This window comes from Nitrospira sp., assembly GCA_030653545.1.
GTDB lineage: Bacteria > Nitrospirota > Nitrospiria > Nitrospirales > Nitrospiraceae > Nitrospira_D.
The window spans coordinates 164,028-184,328 of record JAURZE010000028.1 but is presented as its reverse complement, the minus strand read 5'-3'; the positions used below and the strand labels follow the sequence as shown (position 1 = coordinate 184,328).

Annotated in this window: 28 protein-coding genes; 2 read left to right on the top strand and 26 right to left on the bottom strand. The window is 59.4% G+C overall.

Going from position 1 to position 20,301, the window contains the following annotated elements:
* Positions 1-3 precede the first annotated feature (3 nt).
* Positions 4-903 (top strand): phosphodiester glycosidase family protein, encoded by a 900-nt coding sequence (locus Q7U39_15830; protein MDO9119431.1) that lies wholly within the window; start codon positions 4-6, stop codon positions 901-903.
* On the opposite strand, the gene Q7U39_15825 is transcribed toward Q7U39_15830, so the two are convergent.
* Positions 900-1,325: a rhodanese-like domain-containing protein gene (locus Q7U39_15825; GenBank protein ID MDO9119430.1), complete on the bottom strand. Its 426-nt coding sequence runs from the start codon at positions 1,323-1,325 to the stop codon at positions 900-902. The genes Q7U39_15830 and Q7U39_15825 overlap by 4 nt on opposite strands.
* A gap of 43 nt (positions 1,326-1,368) precedes the next feature.
* Here Q7U39_15825 and Q7U39_15820 point away from each other — a divergent pair, with 43 nt between their 5' ends.
* Entirely contained in the window at positions 1,369-1,704 is a 336-nt protein-coding gene (locus Q7U39_15820) for a hypothetical protein (protein MDO9119429.1), read from the top strand.
* 13 nt (positions 1,705-1,717) lie between these two features.
* On the opposite strand, the gene pyrE is transcribed toward Q7U39_15820, so the two are convergent.
* From pyrE to Q7U39_15695, 25 genes are all read right to left on the bottom strand, one after another.
* Positions 1,718-2,290 carry an orotate phosphoribosyltransferase gene (gene pyrE / locus Q7U39_15815; protein ID MDO9119428.1) on the bottom strand — a complete coding sequence of 191 codons (573 nt, stop codon included), beginning with the start codon at positions 2,288-2,290 and terminating at the stop codon, positions 1,718-1,720.
* A 219-nt stretch (positions 2,291-2,509) separates the two neighbouring features.
* Entirely contained in the window at positions 2,510-3,814 is a 1,305-nt protein-coding gene (locus tag Q7U39_15810) for a cyclopropane-fatty-acyl-phospholipid synthase family protein (GenBank protein ID MDO9119427.1), read from the bottom strand.
* Positions 3,811-4,602 (bottom strand): DUF1365 domain-containing protein, encoded by a 792-nt coding sequence (locus Q7U39_15805; GenBank protein ID MDO9119426.1) that lies wholly within the window; start codon positions 4,600-4,602, stop codon positions 3,811-3,813. Before Q7U39_15805 ends, Q7U39_15810 begins: the two co-directional genes overlap by 4 nt.
* Positions 4,599-5,861: an FAD-dependent oxidoreductase gene (locus Q7U39_15800; protein MDO9119425.1), complete on the bottom strand. Its 1,263-nt coding sequence runs from the start codon at positions 5,859-5,861 to the stop codon at positions 4,599-4,601. Before Q7U39_15800 ends, Q7U39_15805 begins: the two co-directional genes overlap by 4 nt.
* A gap of 104 nt (positions 5,862-5,965) precedes the next feature.
* A complete protein-coding gene (locus Q7U39_15795; protein ID MDO9119424.1) occupies positions 5,966-6,496 on the bottom strand; it encodes a lipocalin family protein in 531 nt (176 codons plus the stop codon).
* Between the two features lie 7 nt (positions 6,497-6,503).
* Positions 6,504-7,175 carry a DUF6134 family protein gene (locus Q7U39_15790; GenBank protein MDO9119423.1) on the bottom strand — a complete coding sequence of 224 codons (672 nt, stop codon included), beginning with the start codon at positions 7,173-7,175 and terminating at the stop codon, positions 6,504-6,506.
* Positions 7,168-7,977 carry a DUF1295 domain-containing protein gene (locus Q7U39_15785; GenBank protein ID MDO9119422.1) on the bottom strand — a complete coding sequence of 270 codons (810 nt, stop codon included), beginning with the start codon at positions 7,975-7,977 and terminating at the stop codon, positions 7,168-7,170. Before Q7U39_15785 ends, Q7U39_15790 begins: the two co-directional genes overlap by 8 nt.
* Complete coding sequence (locus Q7U39_15780; protein MDO9119421.1) at positions 7,974-8,525, bottom strand: DUF2878 domain-containing protein; 552 nt, start codon at positions 8,523-8,525, stop codon at positions 7,974-7,976. Before Q7U39_15780 ends, Q7U39_15785 begins: the two co-directional genes overlap by 4 nt.
* The gene (locus Q7U39_15775) at positions 8,522-9,586 is read right to left on the bottom strand and encodes a cyclopropane-fatty-acyl-phospholipid synthase family protein (GenBank protein ID MDO9119420.1); all 1,065 of its coding nucleotides are present in this window, start codon (positions 9,584-9,586) and stop codon (positions 8,522-8,524) included. The genes Q7U39_15780 and Q7U39_15775 overlap by 4 nt, the downstream gene beginning before the upstream one ends.
* Before the next feature lie 51 nt (positions 9,587-9,637).
* The gene (locus tag Q7U39_15770) at positions 9,638-10,147 is read right to left on the bottom strand and encodes a CbiX/SirB N-terminal domain-containing protein (GenBank protein ID MDO9119419.1); all 510 of its coding nucleotides are present in this window, start codon (positions 10,145-10,147) and stop codon (positions 9,638-9,640) included.
* A gap of 29 nt (positions 10,148-10,176) precedes the next feature.
* Positions 10,177-10,548 (bottom strand): hypothetical protein, encoded by a 372-nt coding sequence (locus tag Q7U39_15765; protein ID MDO9119418.1) that lies wholly within the window; start codon positions 10,546-10,548, stop codon positions 10,177-10,179.
* Positions 10,549-10,560: 12 nt separating this feature from the next.
* On the bottom strand, positions 10,561-11,514 hold the full coding sequence (locus Q7U39_15760; GenBank protein ID MDO9119417.1) for a DUF523 and DUF1722 domain-containing protein: 954 nt from the start codon (positions 11,512-11,514) through the stop codon (positions 10,561-10,563).
* Positions 11,511-12,956, bottom strand: a complete 1,446-nt coding sequence (locus tag Q7U39_15755) for a deoxyribodipyrimidine photo-lyase (protein ID MDO9119416.1) — start codon at positions 12,954-12,956, stop codon at positions 11,511-11,513. Before Q7U39_15755 ends, Q7U39_15760 begins: the two co-directional genes overlap by 4 nt.
* Positions 12,956-13,378, bottom strand: coding sequence for a hypothetical protein (locus Q7U39_15750; protein MDO9119415.1), 423 nt, complete (start codon positions 13,376-13,378; stop codon positions 12,956-12,958). The genes Q7U39_15755 and Q7U39_15750 overlap by 1 nt, the downstream gene beginning before the upstream one ends.
* Before the next feature lie 9 nt (positions 13,379-13,387).
* Complete coding sequence (locus Q7U39_15745; protein MDO9119414.1) at positions 13,388-13,921, bottom strand: hypothetical protein; 534 nt, start codon at positions 13,919-13,921, stop codon at positions 13,388-13,390.
* Between the two features lie 9 nt (positions 13,922-13,930).
* Positions 13,931-14,377, bottom strand: coding sequence for a PDZ domain-containing protein (locus Q7U39_15740; protein ID MDO9119413.1), 447 nt, complete (start codon positions 14,375-14,377; stop codon positions 13,931-13,933).
* Positions 14,378-14,411: 34 nt separating this feature from the next.
* Positions 14,412-14,876: a DUF4149 domain-containing protein gene (locus Q7U39_15735; protein MDO9119412.1), complete on the bottom strand. Its 465-nt coding sequence runs from the start codon at positions 14,874-14,876 to the stop codon at positions 14,412-14,414.
* A 13-nt stretch (positions 14,877-14,889) separates the two neighbouring features.
* A complete protein-coding gene (locus tag Q7U39_15730; protein MDO9119411.1) occupies positions 14,890-15,807 on the bottom strand; it encodes a TIGR01777 family oxidoreductase in 918 nt (305 codons plus the stop codon).
* 47 nt (positions 15,808-15,854) lie between these two features.
* Positions 15,855-16,181, bottom strand: a complete 327-nt coding sequence (locus Q7U39_15725; GenBank protein MDO9119410.1) for a hypothetical protein — start codon at positions 16,179-16,181, stop codon at positions 15,855-15,857.
* A 42-nt stretch (positions 16,182-16,223) separates the two neighbouring features.
* Complete coding sequence (locus tag Q7U39_15720) at positions 16,224-16,349, bottom strand: hypothetical protein (GenBank protein MDO9119409.1); 126 nt, start codon at positions 16,347-16,349, stop codon at positions 16,224-16,226.
* A gap of 222 nt (positions 16,350-16,571) precedes the next feature.
* Positions 16,572-17,417, bottom strand: coding sequence for an SUMF1/EgtB/PvdO family nonheme iron enzyme (locus tag Q7U39_15715; protein MDO9119408.1), 846 nt, complete (start codon positions 17,415-17,417; stop codon positions 16,572-16,574).
* Positions 17,414-17,782: a hypothetical protein gene (locus Q7U39_15710; GenBank protein ID MDO9119407.1), complete on the bottom strand. Its 369-nt coding sequence runs from the start codon at positions 17,780-17,782 to the stop codon at positions 17,414-17,416. The genes Q7U39_15715 and Q7U39_15710 overlap by 4 nt, the downstream gene beginning before the upstream one ends.
* 51 nt (positions 17,783-17,833) lie before the next feature.
* Positions 17,834-18,889 (bottom strand): SUMF1/EgtB/PvdO family nonheme iron enzyme, encoded by a 1,056-nt coding sequence (locus Q7U39_15705; protein ID MDO9119406.1) that lies wholly within the window; start codon positions 18,887-18,889, stop codon positions 17,834-17,836.
* A gap of 65 nt (positions 18,890-18,954) precedes the next feature.
* On the bottom strand, positions 18,955-19,923 hold the full coding sequence (locus Q7U39_15700) for an SUMF1/EgtB/PvdO family nonheme iron enzyme (GenBank protein MDO9119405.1): 969 nt from the start codon (positions 19,921-19,923) through the stop codon (positions 18,955-18,957).
* Positions 19,924-19,973: 50 nt separating this feature from the next.
* On the bottom strand, positions 19,974-20,276 hold the full coding sequence (locus Q7U39_15695; GenBank protein ID MDO9119404.1) for a hypothetical protein: 303 nt from the start codon (positions 20,274-20,276) through the stop codon (positions 19,974-19,976).
* Positions 20,277-20,301: the final 25 nt, after the last annotated feature.

Genomic DNA, 20,301 nt, shown 5'->3' with positions numbered 1-20,301 from the left:
CTCATGGACCTTCAGACGACGCAGACCCCGCACCGTTCCTGCCGCATCCCACGCACGTTCTTTATTTCACTCCTGCTCTGGTCAACAACACCGGCGCTCGCGCAAGAACCGCTATGGGAACCTCTCCGCCCAGGGCTGACCGCCTCGATCTGGCAACCGGATGAGCGATGTCCCGACATGGACCGATTGTTGGTCATCAAGGTCAATCCAGCCCTCCATCGCTTTTCAGTACATCACTTTGCTCAGGAAGGTCTGCTGCATCCCCCTAGTATTGACGAATGGCAGAAACGAACCAGTCATGAGATTGTGTTCAACGCGGGGCTGTTCAGAGAGAACTTCGCGTACCTCGGCCTGCTCTTTAAAGGCGGGAAGTCACTTGGCAGTCGACGCCATAGCATATGGCAAGGACTGTTCGTCGCAGAACCCCAACCTCCGCTCTCAGCACCCAAAGCAGGCGTACTGGATCTGGCCAACGATGTCTTTCATGAAGAGGCGCCCGCCTATCTGGAAGCCGCCCAGTCGCTGATGCTGCTTGATCGGAAGGGAACCATACGCGTGCGGCAGACCGGGAAGCGGGCATACCAAACCGTGGTGGCAGAAGAAAAAGACGGGCACATTCTCATTCTGAAAAGTCTCGGTCTGGTCACCTTACATGGGCTCGGCCAATGCCTGCGGGATACATTCCCATCAATCAGGCTCGCCATGGCCATGGACGGAGGATCGTCGTCTGATCTCGTCGTCTCAGAGTCCCTCTGGAAAGACCGGGAACCCTCAGACGCCAAGGCCAGTTGGAAGGACCTGTTCACCGGCCGGTCAACCGCACATATTCCGCTGCCGGCGATCATCGGCCTCAGTCTTCGCGAGAGCAGCACGGGCCCCGTCAAACCCTCACCGCAACCCTAGCGTCCCGGACGCGCGACAGGGAATCCCGCTTCCGTCCAGGCATTCATGCTTCCCGACACATTGTAGACATGGCGGTAGCCGAGGTCGGCCAACGTCTCGGCGGCAATGTTGCTGCGGTGGCCCGACTGGCAATACACGACAATGTGCTCGTCTAACTGAGCCCCGAGCTCACGATGCCTGGCTTTCATCTCTCGGAAATCAATGTTCAGGTCCGTACCGGGTATCATGCCGGTCCGGTGCTCTTCCGGACTTCTGACATCAACCAACACAAATCCCTTCTTGTCGGGAGTCGATGCTTTGGCCAACCCCGCCTGCAGCTGCTGGACGGTCAGCAGGTAGGAATGGTATGACCACACCTGGCTGGTGACAGCGAGGCTACTCAACAGAAGAGCACCCAGGAGTCCCCATTTCCACCGTTGCATAAGACCTCCTCATGGTTCGCAATACGTTTTTGAGTCGAACATCATGCTGGCTGATCATAAAAAGAAGTTACAAAATTGGTCAAGCGCCCTGTTGCTCCTTCTGTCCCTCTTACTGACCGGCTGTGGTGAGAGCGCAACCTTGCTGCAAGAGTCCGATCGCGGCGGGGTCGTCGTCTATCCGTTCAAAGGCGAGCAGGGCGCCATGTTGGCCTCGTTCAGATCAGATGCATTGGCCATCATGAAGGAGAAATGCGGCGGGGCCTACTCGATCATCCGGGAGGGAGAAACCAAAGGCCGAGTCCGAGTAGCGGGCCCCGTCGAAGGGGCACAAGAAATCGTTCAAGAACGCCGCTGGGGGATTCACTTTCAGTGCAAGTAGGAAGGCGTCAACCTCAGCGCTGAGCACCGTTGGCCCTGGTCAGATCGTCGATCGTCAGAAGACTCACCAGCGTGACCTCTTCCGCTTCCACTTTCTTACGTCCGTCCTGCTCCTGCCGATCGACAATGACCAATGCATGGGTGACGGTCAATCCAGCACCTCGTGCCGCCGCGACCGCCTTCAGCAACGATCCGCCGCTGGTCAGCACATCATCCACGATGAGCGCTCGCTCGCCGGGCTTGTAGGCCCCTTCGATCAGCTTCCCCAGCCCATGGTCCTTGGCCTGTTTGCGAACCACGAAAGTCCGCCAATCACGGAATGGCTGTGCAACATAGGCATAGTCGGAGATTGTCGTGGCAATGGAGATTGCCCCGATCTCCAACCCGCCCAGACAATCCAGCTGAATGTCCCGGAGTGCGTCATAGGCTAGTTGCCCGACCAACCGCCGCGCGCCCGGGTGTGCCATAAGCACACGACAATCCACATAGAAAGGACTCGTGAGCCCCGATGCCAGCTTGAACCCGCCCTGGGGATCCCACTTAAAAGAGTGGGTCTCGTGAAACGCTGTTGCCAATCGCTCGCGCACGGAACCTCCCTTGGCCAACGTGAATAAACACTGGAGCGCTATTCTACACGGTTGACCGACGGAAGGCAGCACCCGCTGGAGCAAGGTAGCTGTCCACATGAAACGTGAGCGGCAAGATACAGGCGGCCACCGCCGGCCCGATCCATCCCTTCGAAGAAGCCGCCCCTAGCACCGCGGCCCACCAGGCGAGTTAAAAGGCCGCAACGTTGGCCACCTTGCTCAGCATACGAGAGGGACGCCGCGCCAGCCTGCTTTGGCCAGGAGCAGATGAACATTGCTGATCGAGCGTTCTGCAAACCCTCCTTCGCAATAGCTGAGATAGAACTCCCACAGCCGCACAAAGTCCGGCGGATACCCGAGTGCCGTGATGGCCGTAAGCGCCTGAGCCGCATTCTTGCGCCACGCTTGAAGCGTCGGAACGTAGTGCGCCCCGATGTCTTCCAACTGCACGAGGTTGAGCCCTCCGCTCCTCGCCGATGCAGAGATCAGCGCACTGACCGAAGGAATACAACTGCCGGGAAACATGAAATGCTTGATAAAGTCGACGGACCGTTTGGCCCGCTCGTAGAGCTGCTCGTCGATCGTGATGCCCTGCAGAAGCATCAGTCCGCCTGATTTCAACATCCGATTGCAGACGTTAAAGTAGGCATCGAAATAGTGATGGCCGACCGCCTCGATCATCTCGATGGAGACCAGCTTGTCGAAGCGCACGTTCAACTGAGGGAGGTCGCGATAGTCGGTCTGAATGATCGTCACCCGATCCCGCAGGCCCGCTGCATCCACACGCTGCACCGCCAGATCGAACTGCTGTCGAGAGATCGTTGTTGTCGTCACACGACATCCGTACTGCGAGGCCGCATGAATGGCGAACCCACCCCAGCCGGTGCCGATCTCCAGCACATGATCGCTCGCGGACAGCTGCAACTTCCGGCAAATCCGGTCGTTCTTGGCGCGCGACGCTTCCGCCAGCGTGGCATCCGGACGTTCGAAGTACGCGCAGGAATACATCATCGTCTCATCAAGTACGAGGCGGAAAAATTCATTGCCCAGGTCGTAATGGGCGGCGATGTTCTTTCGGCTGCCCGTTTTCGTATTGCGATTGAGCCAGTGCATGGCCGTGAGTAAAGGGCGAGTCAGCGTCGCGAGGCCGCCTTCCACACCGTCCAGCAACTCGCGATTGAGGACAAAGATACGAACCAATGTCGTGAGATCGTCACAGCCCCAGAATCCACGCCGATAGGCATCGGCGACCCCGATCGTCCCGCCCAGTGCGACATCGGCATAGGTATGAGGATCACGGATCGTGATCGTCGCCTGGAGCGGACAGACCGGGGTCACCTGACCAAAGGTATGCCGCTCGTGGCCGTCGACCACGCTGACTGAACCATGACGGAGAGATCCCAGCCGGGCAAAGACCGCTCGTCGGGCAAGCCGGTACAATTGCGCCAGCACACGTGAAGGCGGGGAGACTGGACCCGATACCTGTTCGATCATCACATCTGAGGGAATCATGGTTTCATTCATGAGTGTAGATGACTCGTCGCCGCAGGCGACGCCTCCTTCCGTTTCTTCGGATGTGAAAGAAATGGCACCCCCTTCAACCAGAGCTTCAAGGCCTGCCAATGAATCGCACCGATAACCTTGGCCGTCATCAGTGGGTACTGCACCAGCACCTGCGCCAACGCGCTCCCGGACAGCTCCTTCCTCTGCAACACCATCGTCGCGTCAAAGAAGGGATGCCCATCGCGCAGATTCTCCATATGAATCGCCAGTTGTCTCGTCGGCGCCGTGAACCGCCAGTCATAGGCCACGTCCATGCCGATGAAGGGAGAGATATGAAACTCTTTATTGAGATGAAACCGCTTGCGCGAACCGGCCGCAAGATTGTCCCTTTCGCCGAGTACATAACAATGACGTTCGCCCCACGGGGTATTCGTAATCTCCGCCACGATCGCCTCGACGTGTTCCCCCGTCCCGTCGTAACAATAGAAGAAACTCACCGGATTGAAGACATAGCCGAAATAGCGGCAATGGGTGAGCAGCCTGATGGGACCGGTCGGCCTCCGGCCAGTACGAGCCTCGACCAGTTGGCGGATCGACTGATCCAGCGGAATCGCAGGATCGCCGACATGATCAGTCCGCTGAAACGAAGCGAGATTCCCTCGCCCAACAGACCAGAGCCAGCGGTCGGTGAAGACGATCGGGAGTTCTTCCAGATCCAGAAACATCATGAACAGCCGGTAGGTAAACGCATGGGACACGGGCCTGAAGCGGCGATGCCGGACATGTCCTGAGTAGATACAACTGTTCATGACGACAGATCCTTGCCGAACGGCTTGCAAACCGCCAGGGCGCTCTTGACCCCGTCCTCGTGGAACCCGAACCCCCAATAGGCCCCGCAATAGGATGTCCGGTTCACGCCGCTGATGTCCCCGTGCCGTTTCTGCGCCCCAACGGCGGCAGGGGAATAGACGGGATGGTGATAGGTGATTCGCCGAATGATCTTCTGAGGATCGATCGCCTGCGTATGATTCAACGTGACGCAGAACTCATGGGATGCCGTCAGGCCCTGCAGGCGGTTCATATGATAGGTCACCACCGCGCGATCCGGCTGATTCCGGATCAGATGATAGTTCCACGCGGCCCAGGCCAGTTTTCGACGGGGAAGGAGCGACGCATCGGTATGGAGGACCGCTTCATTATCTTGATAGGGGATTGCGCCTAGAATCTCTCTCTCCGCGGGCGAGGGATCGGCCAGCATCGCGAGCGCCTGGTCGCTATGAGTGGCAAGAATGACGTGGTCGAATCGCCTCGATGGAGTTTGCCGCCCGTGAACGGTCACCCCGATCTCCACGGAGCCCGGCTGACGGGTAATGGACTCAACCGGCGCATTCAACTGAATCCGATCTAGAAACGGCGCCACCAGCTTGTCCAGATAGCGCCGAGACCCGCCCCTGACCACGCGCCAAGTCGGGCGTTGATCGACAGAAAGCATGCCGTGGTTCTTGAAAAACTGCACCAGATAGCGCGCCGGGAACTCCTGCATCGTCGCATGATCTGCCGACCAGATCGCCGCTCCCATCGGAACAATGTACTGCTCGATAAACTCCCTGGAGTAGCTCTTCGCGGTGAGGTACGAACCGAGCGAGGGCCCCGGCTCCGGCTCTTCAAGCAGGGTCAGCGAGTCACGATTGAATCGGAGGATATCGCGGATCATGCGATAAAACGAAGGGCGCAGGAGATTGCGTCGCTGGGCAAAGAGGGTATTGAGAGACGTCCCGTTGTACTCCAATCCGGTGCGCTCGCACTTCACGCTGAAACTCATATCGCTCGCTTGCGATTCCACCCCGAGCTTGTCCAGCAGCGCAATGAAGTTGGGATACGTCCAGTCGTTGAAGACGATAAATCCCGTATCGACTGCGAAGGTCCGCCCATCCCTCTCTACGTCAATGGTATTGGTGTGGCCTCCGATGTACCCAGCGGCCTCGAAGACGGTGAGCTCATGATCCCGGTGAAGCAGGTAGGCCGCGACCATTCCGGAGATGCCTGTACCGACAATCGCGATCTTCATACGATCTTCAGCGCCTCGTTGATCAGGTCCGGACCAGGCCAGATCGGAAAATAAGCCGCCACAACATCGACGCCCGGTATGATTCCATTACTTCCTGGCCTACGCTAGTTCCACCTATGCGGGACCCTACGGACCTTGGAAACATCGTAGCCTTCCTGGGCGATGAGCGTGAGAAACCGCTGATAGTCTGGATCAGAAATCTGAGCGGTTCGCGCCATCAACCAGACATAATCACGCGCAGCTCTTCCAATGACCGTCTGACTGTACGAATCGTCTACAAAGATGATGCGATAGTCGGCTTGGATGGGCCAGATGAATTGCATACCCCAGACGGCATTCGATTGCGTATCGATAATGTAGCCGGTCGGATGATAGGTCTTGCGCGCGCCCTCAAATCCGCCCTCGCGGAAACTGAAGGTCGTGGCCACGGTGCCATCCCCGGCTAGGCGATAGGACTCCATGGCGTTGTAGGCGTTCGTCTCAATAAAAGTTGGAATATTGGCGATGACATACCAGTCCCCCATGAACCGCTCCAAGTCCACGGCCGTCGCAGTGTGAATGGGTGGGGGGCTGCTGCAGGCTGCGAGTACGAGCAGCACAACGGGCATCAAGAATGACAGTCTCATAGATGACATGTGTACCTCACTGGAGCGTATAGCGAAGGGTATCGCCCTTCTTCGTGGTGGATTGGAGTGCGACCCATCTGCCGTTCAAGGTGTACCAGAGATCGACCGCAAACTTATCCGTCACGATCCGGCGGTGGATCGCTCGCGTCGGGACTCCCTGCACGGGAATCGTCTCTTCACCCACCGCGAGAATAGACACCGGCTGATGTTCGCCGGTCTGCGAATTTAGCAATCGCTCACCCTTGATCCACTCAGGGTTCCAGTAGGCAAAGGTCTTGATACATCCCTCGCCGATCCAGTTCCCGGCCTGTGTCTGCACCTGTAACTGTCCGTTCCGAAAGATTCCGTTCACAAAGAAAGAATCACCGTTATCATCAGTCTCCGCGTGAATCTCGCGCAGGCACGTTCCCTCCCATGTTTCGACGTTGGTATGCCGATAGGTATAGACCGTGATGTACAGGAACTTGACCTTGAACTGCGCATCTACCCGGACCTGGGTCCGGTCGCCTTCCGATGAGACATCAAAACGCTGGCGTCCGATTTCATCCTTGCCGAGGAAGACCTTGAAGTCATAGGTCTGCGAGCTGGCACTCCACGCCTGTTGGGAGGCGCTTCCAAGGCACGTCAGGAACCCGAGAAGAGCCACCGCGATACGAAACCCGCTGGTCATGGAACACACGCTAAGCATGACCTCTGTCTCCTGGAATGGAGGCCTGCACACTTTGTTTCGGCGGACCGGGAATGAAGGCATTGGTCCTTGCGATGTACTCTCGATACGCCGGTCGCCGCTCGACGATGGTCTGCTCCACCAAAGTTACGCCCGAGAATTTCAAGAGCATGTAGGTGAGGAGCAGGGGCCCCGCGACCGTCCACCAGGCCCCGGCCGGCAGCGCAAAGAGGAAGAAGCCCCACCAGATCAGGCACTCGCCGAAGTAGTTGGGATGACGGGTGTAGCGCCAGAGTCCGCAGTCCATCACCTTGCCGTGGTTCGCCGGATCGGCCTTGAACTGTGACAGCTGCCAATCTCCGACACCTTCGAAGATCATGCCGACGGTCCATACCGTCACCGCCAGTACATCCCATGCCCCTCCATCGACCGGTACGGTGAGAGCTGGCCACAGGGGTATGGAAATGACCCATGCCAGTCCTGCCTGAAACCAGAAGATGAGTCCAAGACTCTTCAGGGCGAAATTCGGTTCATATTTCTGGCGGATGTCTCGATAACGCCGGTCCTCGGGCTCACCCCAGTTGCGACGGATGATATGACCTGACAGACGCACGGCCCACAGCACAACCAGCGTCAGGATGAGCGTCGTCCGTCCCGCATAGGGCTCCGCACCGGTGGCGTACACCGTCGCGGCGGCGAGGAGCATCAAGGCCCACACGCCGTCCACGATGCTCACATCGCGTTTAAGGACGCTGACCACCCATGTCAGCGTCGCCAGACCCATCGTTGAAACCAGTCCTAAGAAATAGAGCGATAGACTCATGACGTCTTCTTCTCCAGCAGGCCGGCATAGCCATCAAAGCGAGCTGACAACGCCAGCAGCAGCGGCGTCAGCACCGCCCAGCCGAGGGCCAGAGCCAACAGACCCGCGGGCATATTGCCGAATTCCAGCGCGCCCAGGCGGAGGCCGCCATAGTAGGCGGCAGGACCCCCGGCAGCTCCAAACACAACCGCGATGACCCAGCGCCCCCTCATCCAACGCAACGAAACATTCAAGAGGGTTGCGAAGAGCCCCCACAACGCCACGATCCAATACGGGGCAACGTTCGGGAGCACGATTCCCGAGGAGTACTGCAGCCAGCCCTGCCATACCAACAGACTATCGAAGACAAGTCCCAAGGCGAGTGCCAGGAATACCAGTGTGAGCTCCGCCATTGGCAGGGGAGCGCGGAGCACATGCACGACCACCACCCCCGTCGTCACGAGCACGCCGATCCAGGGCTGGTGCGCCGCGGCGCTCCACACACACGCAAACCAGCCGATTTGAAAGAGCACAAAGTTGCTCACGATCATTGTGGTGCTCATCTTCATGAAGCACTCGCCGCCGGTTTTTCGAAGAGATAGTGACTGACCCCCCATTGCCGGCCCTCTTCATAGCCGAACAGCTCGGCACAGGCCATAAAGAAGATACGCCACCGTCCCCACCAGGCTCGCGCCTGGGTCTTGCCGTAGACACGCTCGATCACGGGCCAGAGTGTCTCGCGGGCGGCATCCATATTGGTCAGCCAGGAGTTGGCCGTCTTCTCATAGTGCGTGCCGTCCCACCGCCAGCGGGCCACACAGGCGAGTTGGTCCTGACAGGCCAGCGGCAGGCTATCGCTGGGCATCATCCCGCCCGTGAAAAACTGACGACTCATCCAGTCGGCGGGCCCCCGGTCTTCGAACAGGTACGAAGTCGCGCGATGCACGAACACGTGCATGAAGAACTGGCCGCCCGGTCTCAGCCATCGTCGGACGCGCGCAAAGAGATCAGGCCAGTTACGCATGTGTTCGAACATTTCCACCGACACCACCCGATCGAATTGCCCGGGGTCGATCTCGAACCGGTTCATGTCGCAGGTCACCACCCGAACCCGGCTCTGTAAGCCGCGTTCTCTGGCCTGGGCCTCGATGTAAGTCCGCTGCGAGCGGGAATTGGAAACCGCCGTGATACGGCTGTCAGGGTAGTGCTCAGCCATCCACAACGTAAGGGAGCCCCAGCCGCATCCGAGCTCCAGAATCGTCTGCCCATTCATCAGACCAGCATGCAGGCAGGTTTCACGCAGACCGGCGGCTTCCGCTTGGGCTAAGGTTGTCGCGCCGGCCGGCCAGAACGCGCTGCTGTATTTCAGGTGAGGCCCGAGGACCTGCCGGAAGAACTCGGCCGGAATCTCGTAGTGCTGATCATTGGCTTTTTCCGGTACCACGGCGATGGGCGAACGGCGTATCTCCTCTATAAATCGCATTTCCTGCCGTGCTGCTGCTGCAGCGTCACCTGACCGGATCTCCTGGAGGCGCTGTTTGAGCAACTGCCGAATCCCCCATCGGATCGTTACGTCTGGTAACAGCCCCTGTTCGGCCAGGTTCAAGGCAAGACGAGTGAGATATTGCATAGGCTTAGTCTCCAAGCAGAGGCGCGCACCCGGATGCCGCCTTAGCCATCGTCATGAAAACCGCTTCACCTGCTCCGCCAACGTGCTCGCGACGAGCTGTAGATCGAACGGCCAGGCATATCGCAGTTCGACGCCGGTATATTGCGGCCGCAGATGATCGAGAATTTCCGGAATCTCCACTTCCGAATGCGACCCGCCCGGCGTAAACATCGTGGTGGTGACGGTAATGTGGGTCGCGCCCTTCTTGACAAGTTCCTCCACCGACGCTTCCAACGTCGGTGCACAAAACTCGTTGTACGCCACGGCGAACAAGACATCCCCTAAGTTAGCCCGCAACTGAGCGGCGACCGCTTCAAGTCCTGATTGATACGGATCCGTCTCCGGCGTCCTCGGCATCTGACGAATCGTGGTATCCAACTCGATCTCTTCGGCCGACGGCGGCAGCTTCGCCGCGCGCCGCTGACCCTCCAGCCGCTTTAGTTTCGTGACCAATTCCTGCGGGCATCCTTTGGGGATGCCACCGTGACCCACTAAAATTACACCGCGTCTTGCGACCGTCATGTCATCACTCCTCCGGTTGATTCTATTGCTCAGTTCGAGCCTGTCGTCACACTCAAGTACTCTTGAAGATTGGTCTTCCCATAGTGACTCGCCGGGTACACGGTCCGAATGAATCCGGCAATTAATGCCATCACCTGCTTCACCGCCGGAGTCTTTTCAGGGTCGGTGGCCGGCAAGAGACGGACGGTAATGGAGCGCTCGTGCCGCTTGAGCTGGACAAAGAAACTGCGCGCGACGCCCTGTTCAATCGCCACCGACTCCAGCAAGGCTTCCTTCCCGCTCCGGCCCACATAGAACTCCTGCACTTTCAGGATGTCGGTTCCCGCCCGATGCATCATCGGAACGAAGGCCTGATAAAGCCCCTGTAGATCTCCGGCTTCTTCTATGACGACATGCGGCATGATGGCTCCTCTCTACACATGATTACGCAACATGAGTTCTTTCGGATGCGGATTGAGATAGACCTGATCTCGGATATAGCCGACGTCGAAGAGATGCACGTAGTGCTTGATCAGCGTGAGCGGCACAATCAGCGGCGTCAGACCCTGATGGTAGTCACTGATCACCCCCAACAGCTCTGCTTTTTGCGAGGCCCCCAATTGCGTCTTGAAGTAGCCCAGAATGTGCTGCAGCACATTGACATGTTTGCGAACCGTCGCCTTCACGGCTAACGCCTTCATGAACAGCTCCCCATACTTGATGGCCAGCTCTTTGGGCCGATGATCCTCCGCCTGGCCGACCAGGCGGCCGAGGAATTGATAGTGCTGTGCGCTATGGGCCAGCAGGAGATACTTGTGGATCGTGTGAAATCGCACCACCGCCTGTCTCGTGACTCCGTTCTGAAGCAGATCCTGATAGCGGCGATAGCAAAACACTCGTTCGATAAAATTCTCTCTCAACGGCGCATCACAGAGCCGCCCTTCCTCCTCGACCGGAATCAGCGGGAAGTGCTCGATGAAAGCCCGTGCAAATATCCCGACGCCGTTGTGGCTCGGCATCGCCTGTTCCGTATAGACTCGCACCCGCTCGACCCCGCAGCTCGGCGAACCTCTCTTGAAGACGTAGCCGGATAAATCAAGATTTCCGAGGTCCGCGAGGCGGCCCGTGGTCATCTTTTCCAGCGCCCGCGTATGGTCTCGGCCACTCTTGATGGTCAGAAGGCGGGGATGCGCCGGATCGCCCACCAGCCGCATCGCCTCGCGAGGAGTCCCCAGTCCCGCCTCGACTTCCGGACAGACCGGGACCCACTCCACGTAGGGGCCGAGCACATCGGTCAGAAAATTGTCGCGCTTATGCCCTCCGTCGAACCGGACTTCGTCTCCGAGGAGACAGCGGCTGATCCCGAGACGGAGCGGTCCGGTCGTCATGTCGTCACCGTGTGTTTGCCGAGATCCAAATACTCCCGGCGGGCCTGCGCATGATCCACAAGAGGCGAGGGATACTCGACGCCGATCCGGCACCCCGCCCGAACCTGCTCATCGGGCGTCATCAGATGCGGCTCATGAATCCACTTGCCCGTCACGTGCGCCAGCTCCGGGACGTACGCACGGATGTAGTGGCCGTCCGGATCGAACTTCTTGCTTTGCAGCGCCGGATTGAAAATGCGATACCCGCGCATTGCGTCCGTCCCGGTTGCCGCGCACCACTGCCAGTTTCCATTGTTCGCCGCCACATCGGCGTCCAGCAGCTGTTGCATGAAATACCGCTCGCCGCTTTGCCAGTCGAGGCGCAGATCTTTGATGAGGAACGAGGCCACGATCATCCGCACCCGATTGTGCATCCAGCCAGTCTGATGCAACTGCCGCATGCCCGCATCCACGATCGGAAACCCGGTCTTCCCCTGACACCAGGCCTGAAACAACCGGTCCCGTTCGAGCCCCGGTGCGCGGACCGGGGGAACGGCTACGTCACGGAACGGACCCTTCGCCACCCGCGGAAAAGCCGAGAGCACCTGCTGAAAGAATTCTCTCCAGACCAGTTCGTCGATCCAAATGAGTACGTCCGCCCTCGACACGCGTCCGCCTTTCGCGAGAGCAGCCAGGGCCTCATGAACGGCGGTGCGGACCGACAATGTGCCGAAACGGAAATGCGGAGAGAGACGCGAGCTCCCGTCCGTACCTGGCCGGTTTCTCCCGTCACCATACGTGTGGACAGATTCCCCGAGAAACTCCTGCAGCCGTAACCTCGCCTGCCGCTCGCCCGGAATGATCCATGGGACGACCCGGTCGTACCCCAGTTCTACCGGAGACGGAAGGGGACGCGTGGCGGATGGCGATGAAACCGCGGTCGATACCTTGGACCTGGGGCTCGCCAGAGGTGCCGGTTTCGAAGCCTGCCACTTGGCCCACCAGCGAGCACGATAGGCACTATACCGTTGCAACGGGTCTCCTGTGGCGCCCCGAATCTCCTCCGCCTCAAAGACCACATGGTCTTTGAAGGTCCTGGTGCGGATGCCCAGCTCGGCAAGCGCCAGCTGCACCCGGCGGTCACGTTCGATCGCCACAGGCTCATAGTCGCGATTCCAATAGACGACGTCGGCCTTCCATTCGCGCGCGGACTGCAGGACTGCTTCCACTGGCTCGCCCAATCGCCACTGCAGCGCGAGTCCCCGGCCGGCCAGTGATGCCGACAGTTCCTGGAGGCAACCCAGCATGAAGTTGACGCAGGCGGAACCGAACTCACGGGACCGGAGCAGCGGCTCATCAAACACAAAGAGCGGCAGGACCTCATCGCACTCCTGGCAGGCCGCCGTCAGCGCCGGTTGATCATGCAGTCGGAGATCCCGCCTGAGCCAGACGATGCCGCGCATCAGAGCAGCTCCTGTGAGGCCCGTTTCGGTTTGTTGTCGGATATCGGTTCATCGACAAAGACAGAACGCCGCCAGATGAGATAGAAGGCAAACAGAAGGGTCGTTGCGATGAACCCGGAACGCACGACATGGAATCCGAACGCGAGCTGGTTCATCACCTCGCTGACGATGCCAAACCCGGCATACGCCAAACCCAATCCCCAGGCCCACGGGCGCAGCCAAAGAAACCCGTACCCGATCAACAGATGCACGGCAGGGGAGTGGAGCTTGATCAGAAACGAGGCCGGCCCCGACACACTGGCCCCGAACAGCTTGAGCGCATAGGCGGGGAATAGCACAATGACAATCAGATCCATCGTGCCGACGATCAGGAACAACCCGCCCCATATTTTGATATCCACTCCCGCCGGCTGTGCGCGCATCCTTCCCTCCTATCGCATCCAGGCGGCGGGCATTCCCTGCCACCAGGTTTTCGGATTCGCGGCCCGCCACTGCGTCTGTTCCACCCAGAGACGGTCCGACTCGGCCTTATCCAGACGATTGGCCATCGACGCACTCACGTCGGACTGTTGCCGCACGCTGGCCTGGATCATTTCCTTGGCCATGCGGGCCAGTCCTCCCGGAGGATCGACTAGGTCCTCGGTGTCGCGATAGGCCAGGTTCAGGTAGAGATGCTCGACCGCCATCCATCGCTCTTCCTGCGACAGATGTTCCAAATAGGCATCGATCGCCTGATACACATAGGTCAGGTGGATGTAATGGGCTGCCGACGGATCGTCATCGATAGCTCGCTGGCAGGCTTCGAGCGCACGACGATAATCGCCGGCTGCCAAAAAGAGATTCGCCTTTGTGAGAGTAGGCTGCATCGTAACAGCACTCCCTCTTCCGGATTCGGCCGACACCGGCCCGTGACCCAGGAACACCAGCAACGCAAACAGGGCCATGCACGTCCTGCGACAGACCATGATCGACTCCTATTTCGATGGACCGCCGTGCGATCCGGACGGGCCCTTCGGAAGTTTGTCACCGGCGACGCGGGTAATCGACAGTTCCCGCATGCCTCCCTCGCCCTTCACGCCCAGCTTGACCACGGTACCGACTGTGCCGCGTATCATCTTCACCACCTGCTCATAGCTTTTGCCGGTCGTAGCCGTTCCATCCACCGCCACAATCTCGTCTCCGTGCGCCAAACCCGCCTGATGGGCCGGGCCTTCCGGATGCACCATACCGACATAGAGCACCGCCGGATCGCCGATCCGCTCAGCCCCGACCTGCAACGAGACCCCGACGACACCGTTCGGCAGCGCTGCTTCGTCTCCATGGGCGTACGGGGAGGGCGTCGCCGAGCTTTCCGCCGCGCGCACCTCCATGCTGCACAGCAGCCCCAACATCACACATCCGGCCAGATATGCTGTTCTCATGTTCATGTTGTCCCTCCTTCTAATTTGATCATCACTAACGAATCAGCGCTATCAAGGCACAGCCCGCAAGGAGCACGCTGGAATTCAAATAAACGGACCGTTGATGCACCCGCTGCCAGGAGGCCTGAAGGACCGGATCGATCGCTCCTTGCGACTCCTGTTCCTTCAGCCGATCCCGTATGGCATTACTCTGAGGCGTCAACGTCGAGCGGCAATAGGCTTCGGTCACCAGCACCAGGATCCAGAGCCCACCGGCGATAAGCAACCTTGCACTGCTCGAATGCATCGCCACCAGTCCGTTCACCGCGATGAACCCGGCAACCGCGGTCCCCATCCCCAACCCGTAATAGGCCGGAAACAACTGCCGCACGACTTTCCCGAACGGTTCCCGGTCGAGATTCTTGGCCAGGATAGGCGCCACCACGAAGGACAAGAGCACCACTTTGCCGACCAGAATAGCCACCGCTAACGCATGGACAAACTGGATGAGGGTATCCATGATCCGTCCTCCTTCATGCCTTCGTGAGAATCGCGCGCAACGCCGGATCCAATGTTGGATACTGAAACGTATAGCCGCCCGCGAGCGCTTTGGCGGGGCTGACCCGCTGTCCGGTCGTCATCAATGTCCCCAATTCCCCCAGAGCCGCTTTGAGCGCGAACCCCGGCACCGGCAGCCAGGAGGGACGATGAAGCACCTGTCCGAGCGCATCGCAGAACGTCTCCATCGTCACAGCGCCGGGAGCGACGGCATTGACGGGACCGGAAATGCTCGACGTCGCAAGCACCCACTGAATCAATCCTATGTGATCGCGCCGATGAATCCACGACACCCACTGCGTACCCGGCAGGATCGGACCGCCCGCGAACAGCCGGAAGGGCAGCACCATCTTGGGCAACGCACCGCCGTCTTGTTCGAGCACCATTCCGGTCCGCACGATCACCACGCGAGTCCCGAACGATGCCGCCGCCAACGCCGCCGCTTCCCACTCAAGGCAGAGGTCGGCCAGAAATCCCTCACCGCGCGCGGCCCCCTCTTCCAAGATGCGATTGTCGCTCGCACCGTAGTAGCCGATGCCTGAAGCGCTGATCAGGGTGCGGGGTTTGAAGGGCCGGCGGGACAGGGCTTCGACCAACAGGCGCGTCGTCGACACCCGGCTGTCGGTGAGCAGGCGCTTCCGCGCAGTGGTCCAGCGGGCATCGGCAATCGGGGCGCCGGCCAGGTTGATCACGGCATCGGCCGCCTCAAGGGTCTTCTCCCAGGCTCCCCCCTCACGACTATTCCACCCCACAACGGTAACTGCGCTACCGAATACCTGATGGGCTTCCGGCGGCCGGCGTGTCAGCAGCGTGACGGCATGACCGTCCCGGCAAAGTGCCAGACACAAGGGCCGACCGATGAATCCCGTGCCGCCTGTCACCACCACGTTCATGGTCGCCTTCTCCTTATTCACAGAAACACGCCTGACAACTGAGCGGATCAATTGTGCCGGGATGCTCCCCCGCTGTCGTCGCCTTCCCGGTTGCCGGAGCCATCAGATTCCCCCTGATCGACTGGCTGCGCGTACTTTCGCTGCTTCGTGCCATACAAAAGATTCGGCGCCGGTCTCTCACGATTCTGAAGAATGACGGGGTCGATGACTTCCCCGCAACTCATGCAGCGCCACGCGGTCAAGCCGATCTGCCCCGTGTCGTCCTGCAAGTCGATGTAGTGCTCCACAACCATCAACCCCCCGCAACGCGCACAGTAGTCGTCGACGGAGTGTAGAGAGACTGGATGCTGGTTTGGTCTCCCATCGGATTCCATGGGACCCCTCGATTCCAATACAAGGTGCCACCCATCTGTTGCTCAGTGCCCGCAGGGCCGTCTCGTTTCGGTCTGCCGCCGAAGCACAACCATCGGTCGCCGCTGTGCGCCTTGTCCCAGACACGTCAACACACCGACTGTCATGACCCACATCATTATCGTCATCATGTTGTGCTCCTCGTGGCTCCCGACGGGACTGCGCCAGTGCCGTGAATCCGCCCCCGCTACCGACCGAGGGGACAGGCCCCTCCGGATTGAGGGACCTGTCGACCTCAGCGAGAGACGCCGTGCGGAGTCGCGGCGCCGCTCTGAGAAGATAGAGACACCACTCTCAGAATTTCTCCATCGCTCCGCTGATCGATTCGCTCGCTCACGCAACACCTCACCCTTCTATTTCTGTTGGCCTTCACCCTCGAGCCCGCGCGCACAGCGGAAGCCTGTGCCGTGGGTTTGCAGCGCAAATCCGCCGCGACCTCTGGCTGAGGCCGTGATGTCGGCCAGCGGGCTGTGCCACGAGCCGCCGCGAATCGAGCGCACCACGCCCTTCTTGTCAGGACCTTGCGGATTCCGATCCGGCGCATGTTTGTAATAGTCCGCGTCATACCAGTCGGACACCCATTCCCGGGCATTGCCGGCCATATCCTTCACTCCGTAGGGCGAGTCGCCGTCGGGCATTGACCCCACCGGGTGCAAGGTCTTCTCCTCTTCCCATTCACGATCAAAGTTGGCACGTTTGATGGTTGCCGGCTCATTACCCCAGGGAAAGAGACGGCCGTCGGTGCCACGCGCGGCCTTTTCCCATTCCGCTTCGGTCGGCAGGCGTTTCTTGGCCCAACTGCAGTAGGCCTTGGCGTCGTACCAGGTCGTCTGCACGACGGGAAGTTGCTCGATCCCCTTCGCAGACTGGAGCGTACCGGTGCCGTACGGATTCGGAGGATTGCGATGGCCCGTGGTCGCGACGAAAGCCAGGTACCGTTCATTCGTCACTTCCACTTGATCGATGGCGAACGCATCGAGATAGACAGATCGCTGCGGCCACTCATCCGCTCGACCTTTTCCTTCCGGATTGCCCATCAAGAATTCTCCGGCTGGAATCGTCACCATGGGAACCGAGTCAAGCTCCTTGGATGCCGGGGCCGCTGCCATAGCGGGCGATTGCATAACCGCCCAAGCGACGGCAATGATTCCCACCAGGACTCTCCGGCTTGCTCCTCTTCTGCCTAGAACTGGTGTCATTTCTTCTGCTCCTTGCTCCCCTCAATGGCGTGGGTCGTATGGATTTTGACTTGGCCGACCAGGCGATCCACCTGACGCTTATCCCCCCGCTCAGCCGCTTCCTGCGCCTGAGTGACGAGGGTCCTGGCCTCGTGCAAATGCTCCTCAATTTCAGCCTGCAGTGCGGGCGACGCCACCGTGCCCCCGAGGGCTGCGCGATGGTAAATTTCCCACGCGTGATCCACGTCGTGTTCCGCTTCATGAACCGCCTTGGCGCTGTCCGGGTGCGAATGGCGGGCCGGATCAAGAGGGCCGGCCTGGACCGTTGCCGCTCCCAGTAACGCACTGAATGAAATTCCGAGGACTATCCTTGTGTACCGTGTCATGTCTACGCCTCCGTCTCGATCCCACCGTCACGACGGACGGTGCCGATTCATTTAAGACTTCTTCATCGACTGCTCGATCAACGGGCTGAGCTCCAACAATTCGATATTCTTCGGGTCAATAGCCAAGCCGCGCGCCACGGCCTGCTGAGCGTCCGAAAACCGCTCGCGCCCCATCTCGACAAGTGCGGTGATGTACGCGTCCCTGATCTGCTGCTCGATTTCCGGCGGGGCGGTCTTGGCACAGCGGAACCCCAGGCCCACGCCATAGCTGTTATTGAGCGGGTGATTCCAGAACCGGTGGGTGGCCTTGACCGTGCCCTCCGGTGCGATCCACGATCCACCGCGAATGACTCGCTTCTCTCCGACCGTCAACCGATCCACATAGGTGCCTGTCCCGCCCATCCAGATAGGTTTAGCCGGACCGGTCGGATTCACCATTGTTTCGAGCCGGCCGTAATAGCGGGGGTCATACCAGTCGGCGACCCACTCAAAAACATTCCCGGCCATATTGTACACACCGTAGTAGCTCACGCTCTCCGGATAGGAATCCACCGGCATCGTGGCATCGTGATTCTTGCCGTAGTTCGCTTTTGCCGGATCGAATTCATTCCCCCAGGGATACAGATTGGCTTTGGGTCCGCGAGCGGCTTTTTCCCATTCCGCCTCGGTCGGAAGACGTTTGCCACGATATTCACAGAAGTCCTTGGCATCCTCCCAATTCACTCCGGCGACCGGCTGCTCGGGTTTGTTAAGGCGGGGATCGTCCCAGTAGGCCGGGGCCGGATGGCCTTTCGCCCGCATGAAGTCGCCAAACTGCTTATTGGACACCTCATACTTGTCGATCAGATACGAATCCAGAAACACCATGTGGGCCGGCCCCTCATCGTTCAAAGCATCGGCGGACCAGGGCGTGTTCATTCGACGCTCATAGGCGGTGGACTTCTTGGACGCAGGCACTTCTTTATCAATGCCCATCACAGAAGGCCCGTGTGCGACATACACCATATCCTGAGGAATCAACGATTCTCCCGCCGCACTTCCGCCGATGGGTATCAGAGCCCCCGTGAGAAACAGTGCTACCGTCATGGTGTTGGAAAGATTCATCATTAACCTCCCGCGTGACGCTCGGTGCCAGGGGGGCGGCAACGCCGCCCCCCTTTCAGTCGATGTGGTTATTTCTTCTTCATGCCCATGCTCTTCTTGATCAGATCACGGGTAGCCAGGTACTCCTTGTTGCCCGGTTCTGAAGCCAGTGCCTTCTCGATGGAGGCCATCGCATCGGCATTCTTCTCCGCGCCCATCGCGACTAACGCTTGAATGAAAGCATCGCGACCGGCCTGCACGGCATCATCGGAAACCGTCTGAGCCGACTTGGCGCAACGGAACCCGAGCCCCACGCCGTAGGAATTGTTCTCCGGCTGATTCCAGAATCGGTGGCTCGTATGCAGAGACGTTTCGGGAGCAAGCCAGGAACCGCCGCGCAGCACTCTGACCGCACCCTGGTTAGCGAAGTTGTAGCCTTTGTCCGGCCCTTTGGGATTCAGTGCCTGGCTGTCCTTATAGGACTTCGGGTCATACCAGTCATTCACCCACTCGAATACATTGCCGGCCATGTTGTAGACCCCGAATCCGCTCACGCCTTCAGGGTAGGAATCGACCGGCATCGTGCGACCCACATTCTGTCCATAGTTGGCTTTCTTCGGATCGAGCTTGTGGCCCCAGGGATAATGGTTATCGCCTGTCGGCCCCTTGGCAGCCCGCTCCCATTCGGCTTCGGTCGGCAGACGCTTCCCATCCCACTTGCAGAACGCCTCCGCGTCGGTCCAGCTTACGCCGACGACCGGCTGATTAGCCTTGCTGAGCCGGGGATCGTCCCAGTAAGCCGGTGCTGGATGGCCGCTCCCCTTCATAAATTCCTTGTACCGCGCATTCGATGCTTCGTACTTGTCGATGAGGTAAGCATCGAGGACGACTTGATGCGCCGCTTCATCGGAATGTTCATGACTCCCCATGGTGAACTCGCCTCTCGGGATCGACACCATATCCTTGTCGCCGGTAGGCGATTCCGCCGCCGCCATGGATATGGTCCCAGCCACTAACGCCACCCCCAATCCGATCTGAAGAACCGTTTGACTCCGCATGAGAAACCTCCTTGGTTTGGAAACACCAGGAACACCCCTGGTTGGTTTAACTAATTATTGTAATCCTTTAGCCTCGAAATTGTCTGAACCGGCCTCGCGACACATCGAACCGTCATGGCGTCCTGCCGAAGGTGACGATTACGCTCAATGACCGGATCGACAACTTCGCCGCATTGCACGCAACGCGTCGCGGCAAACTCCAGTTCACCGGTGCAGTTCAGCAGATCCATACAGAAGTCACTCACCATGAGCCCGCCACATCTGCTGCACGTTGATCCTTGCTTGGCCGCAGAAAACACTTCTCGAATTTCCAGCTGGCCCACTCTCGCTCCCGCTGCCTTCGCTGTTGCCATGGTCACCTCCGTAGGTTGCTGTTCA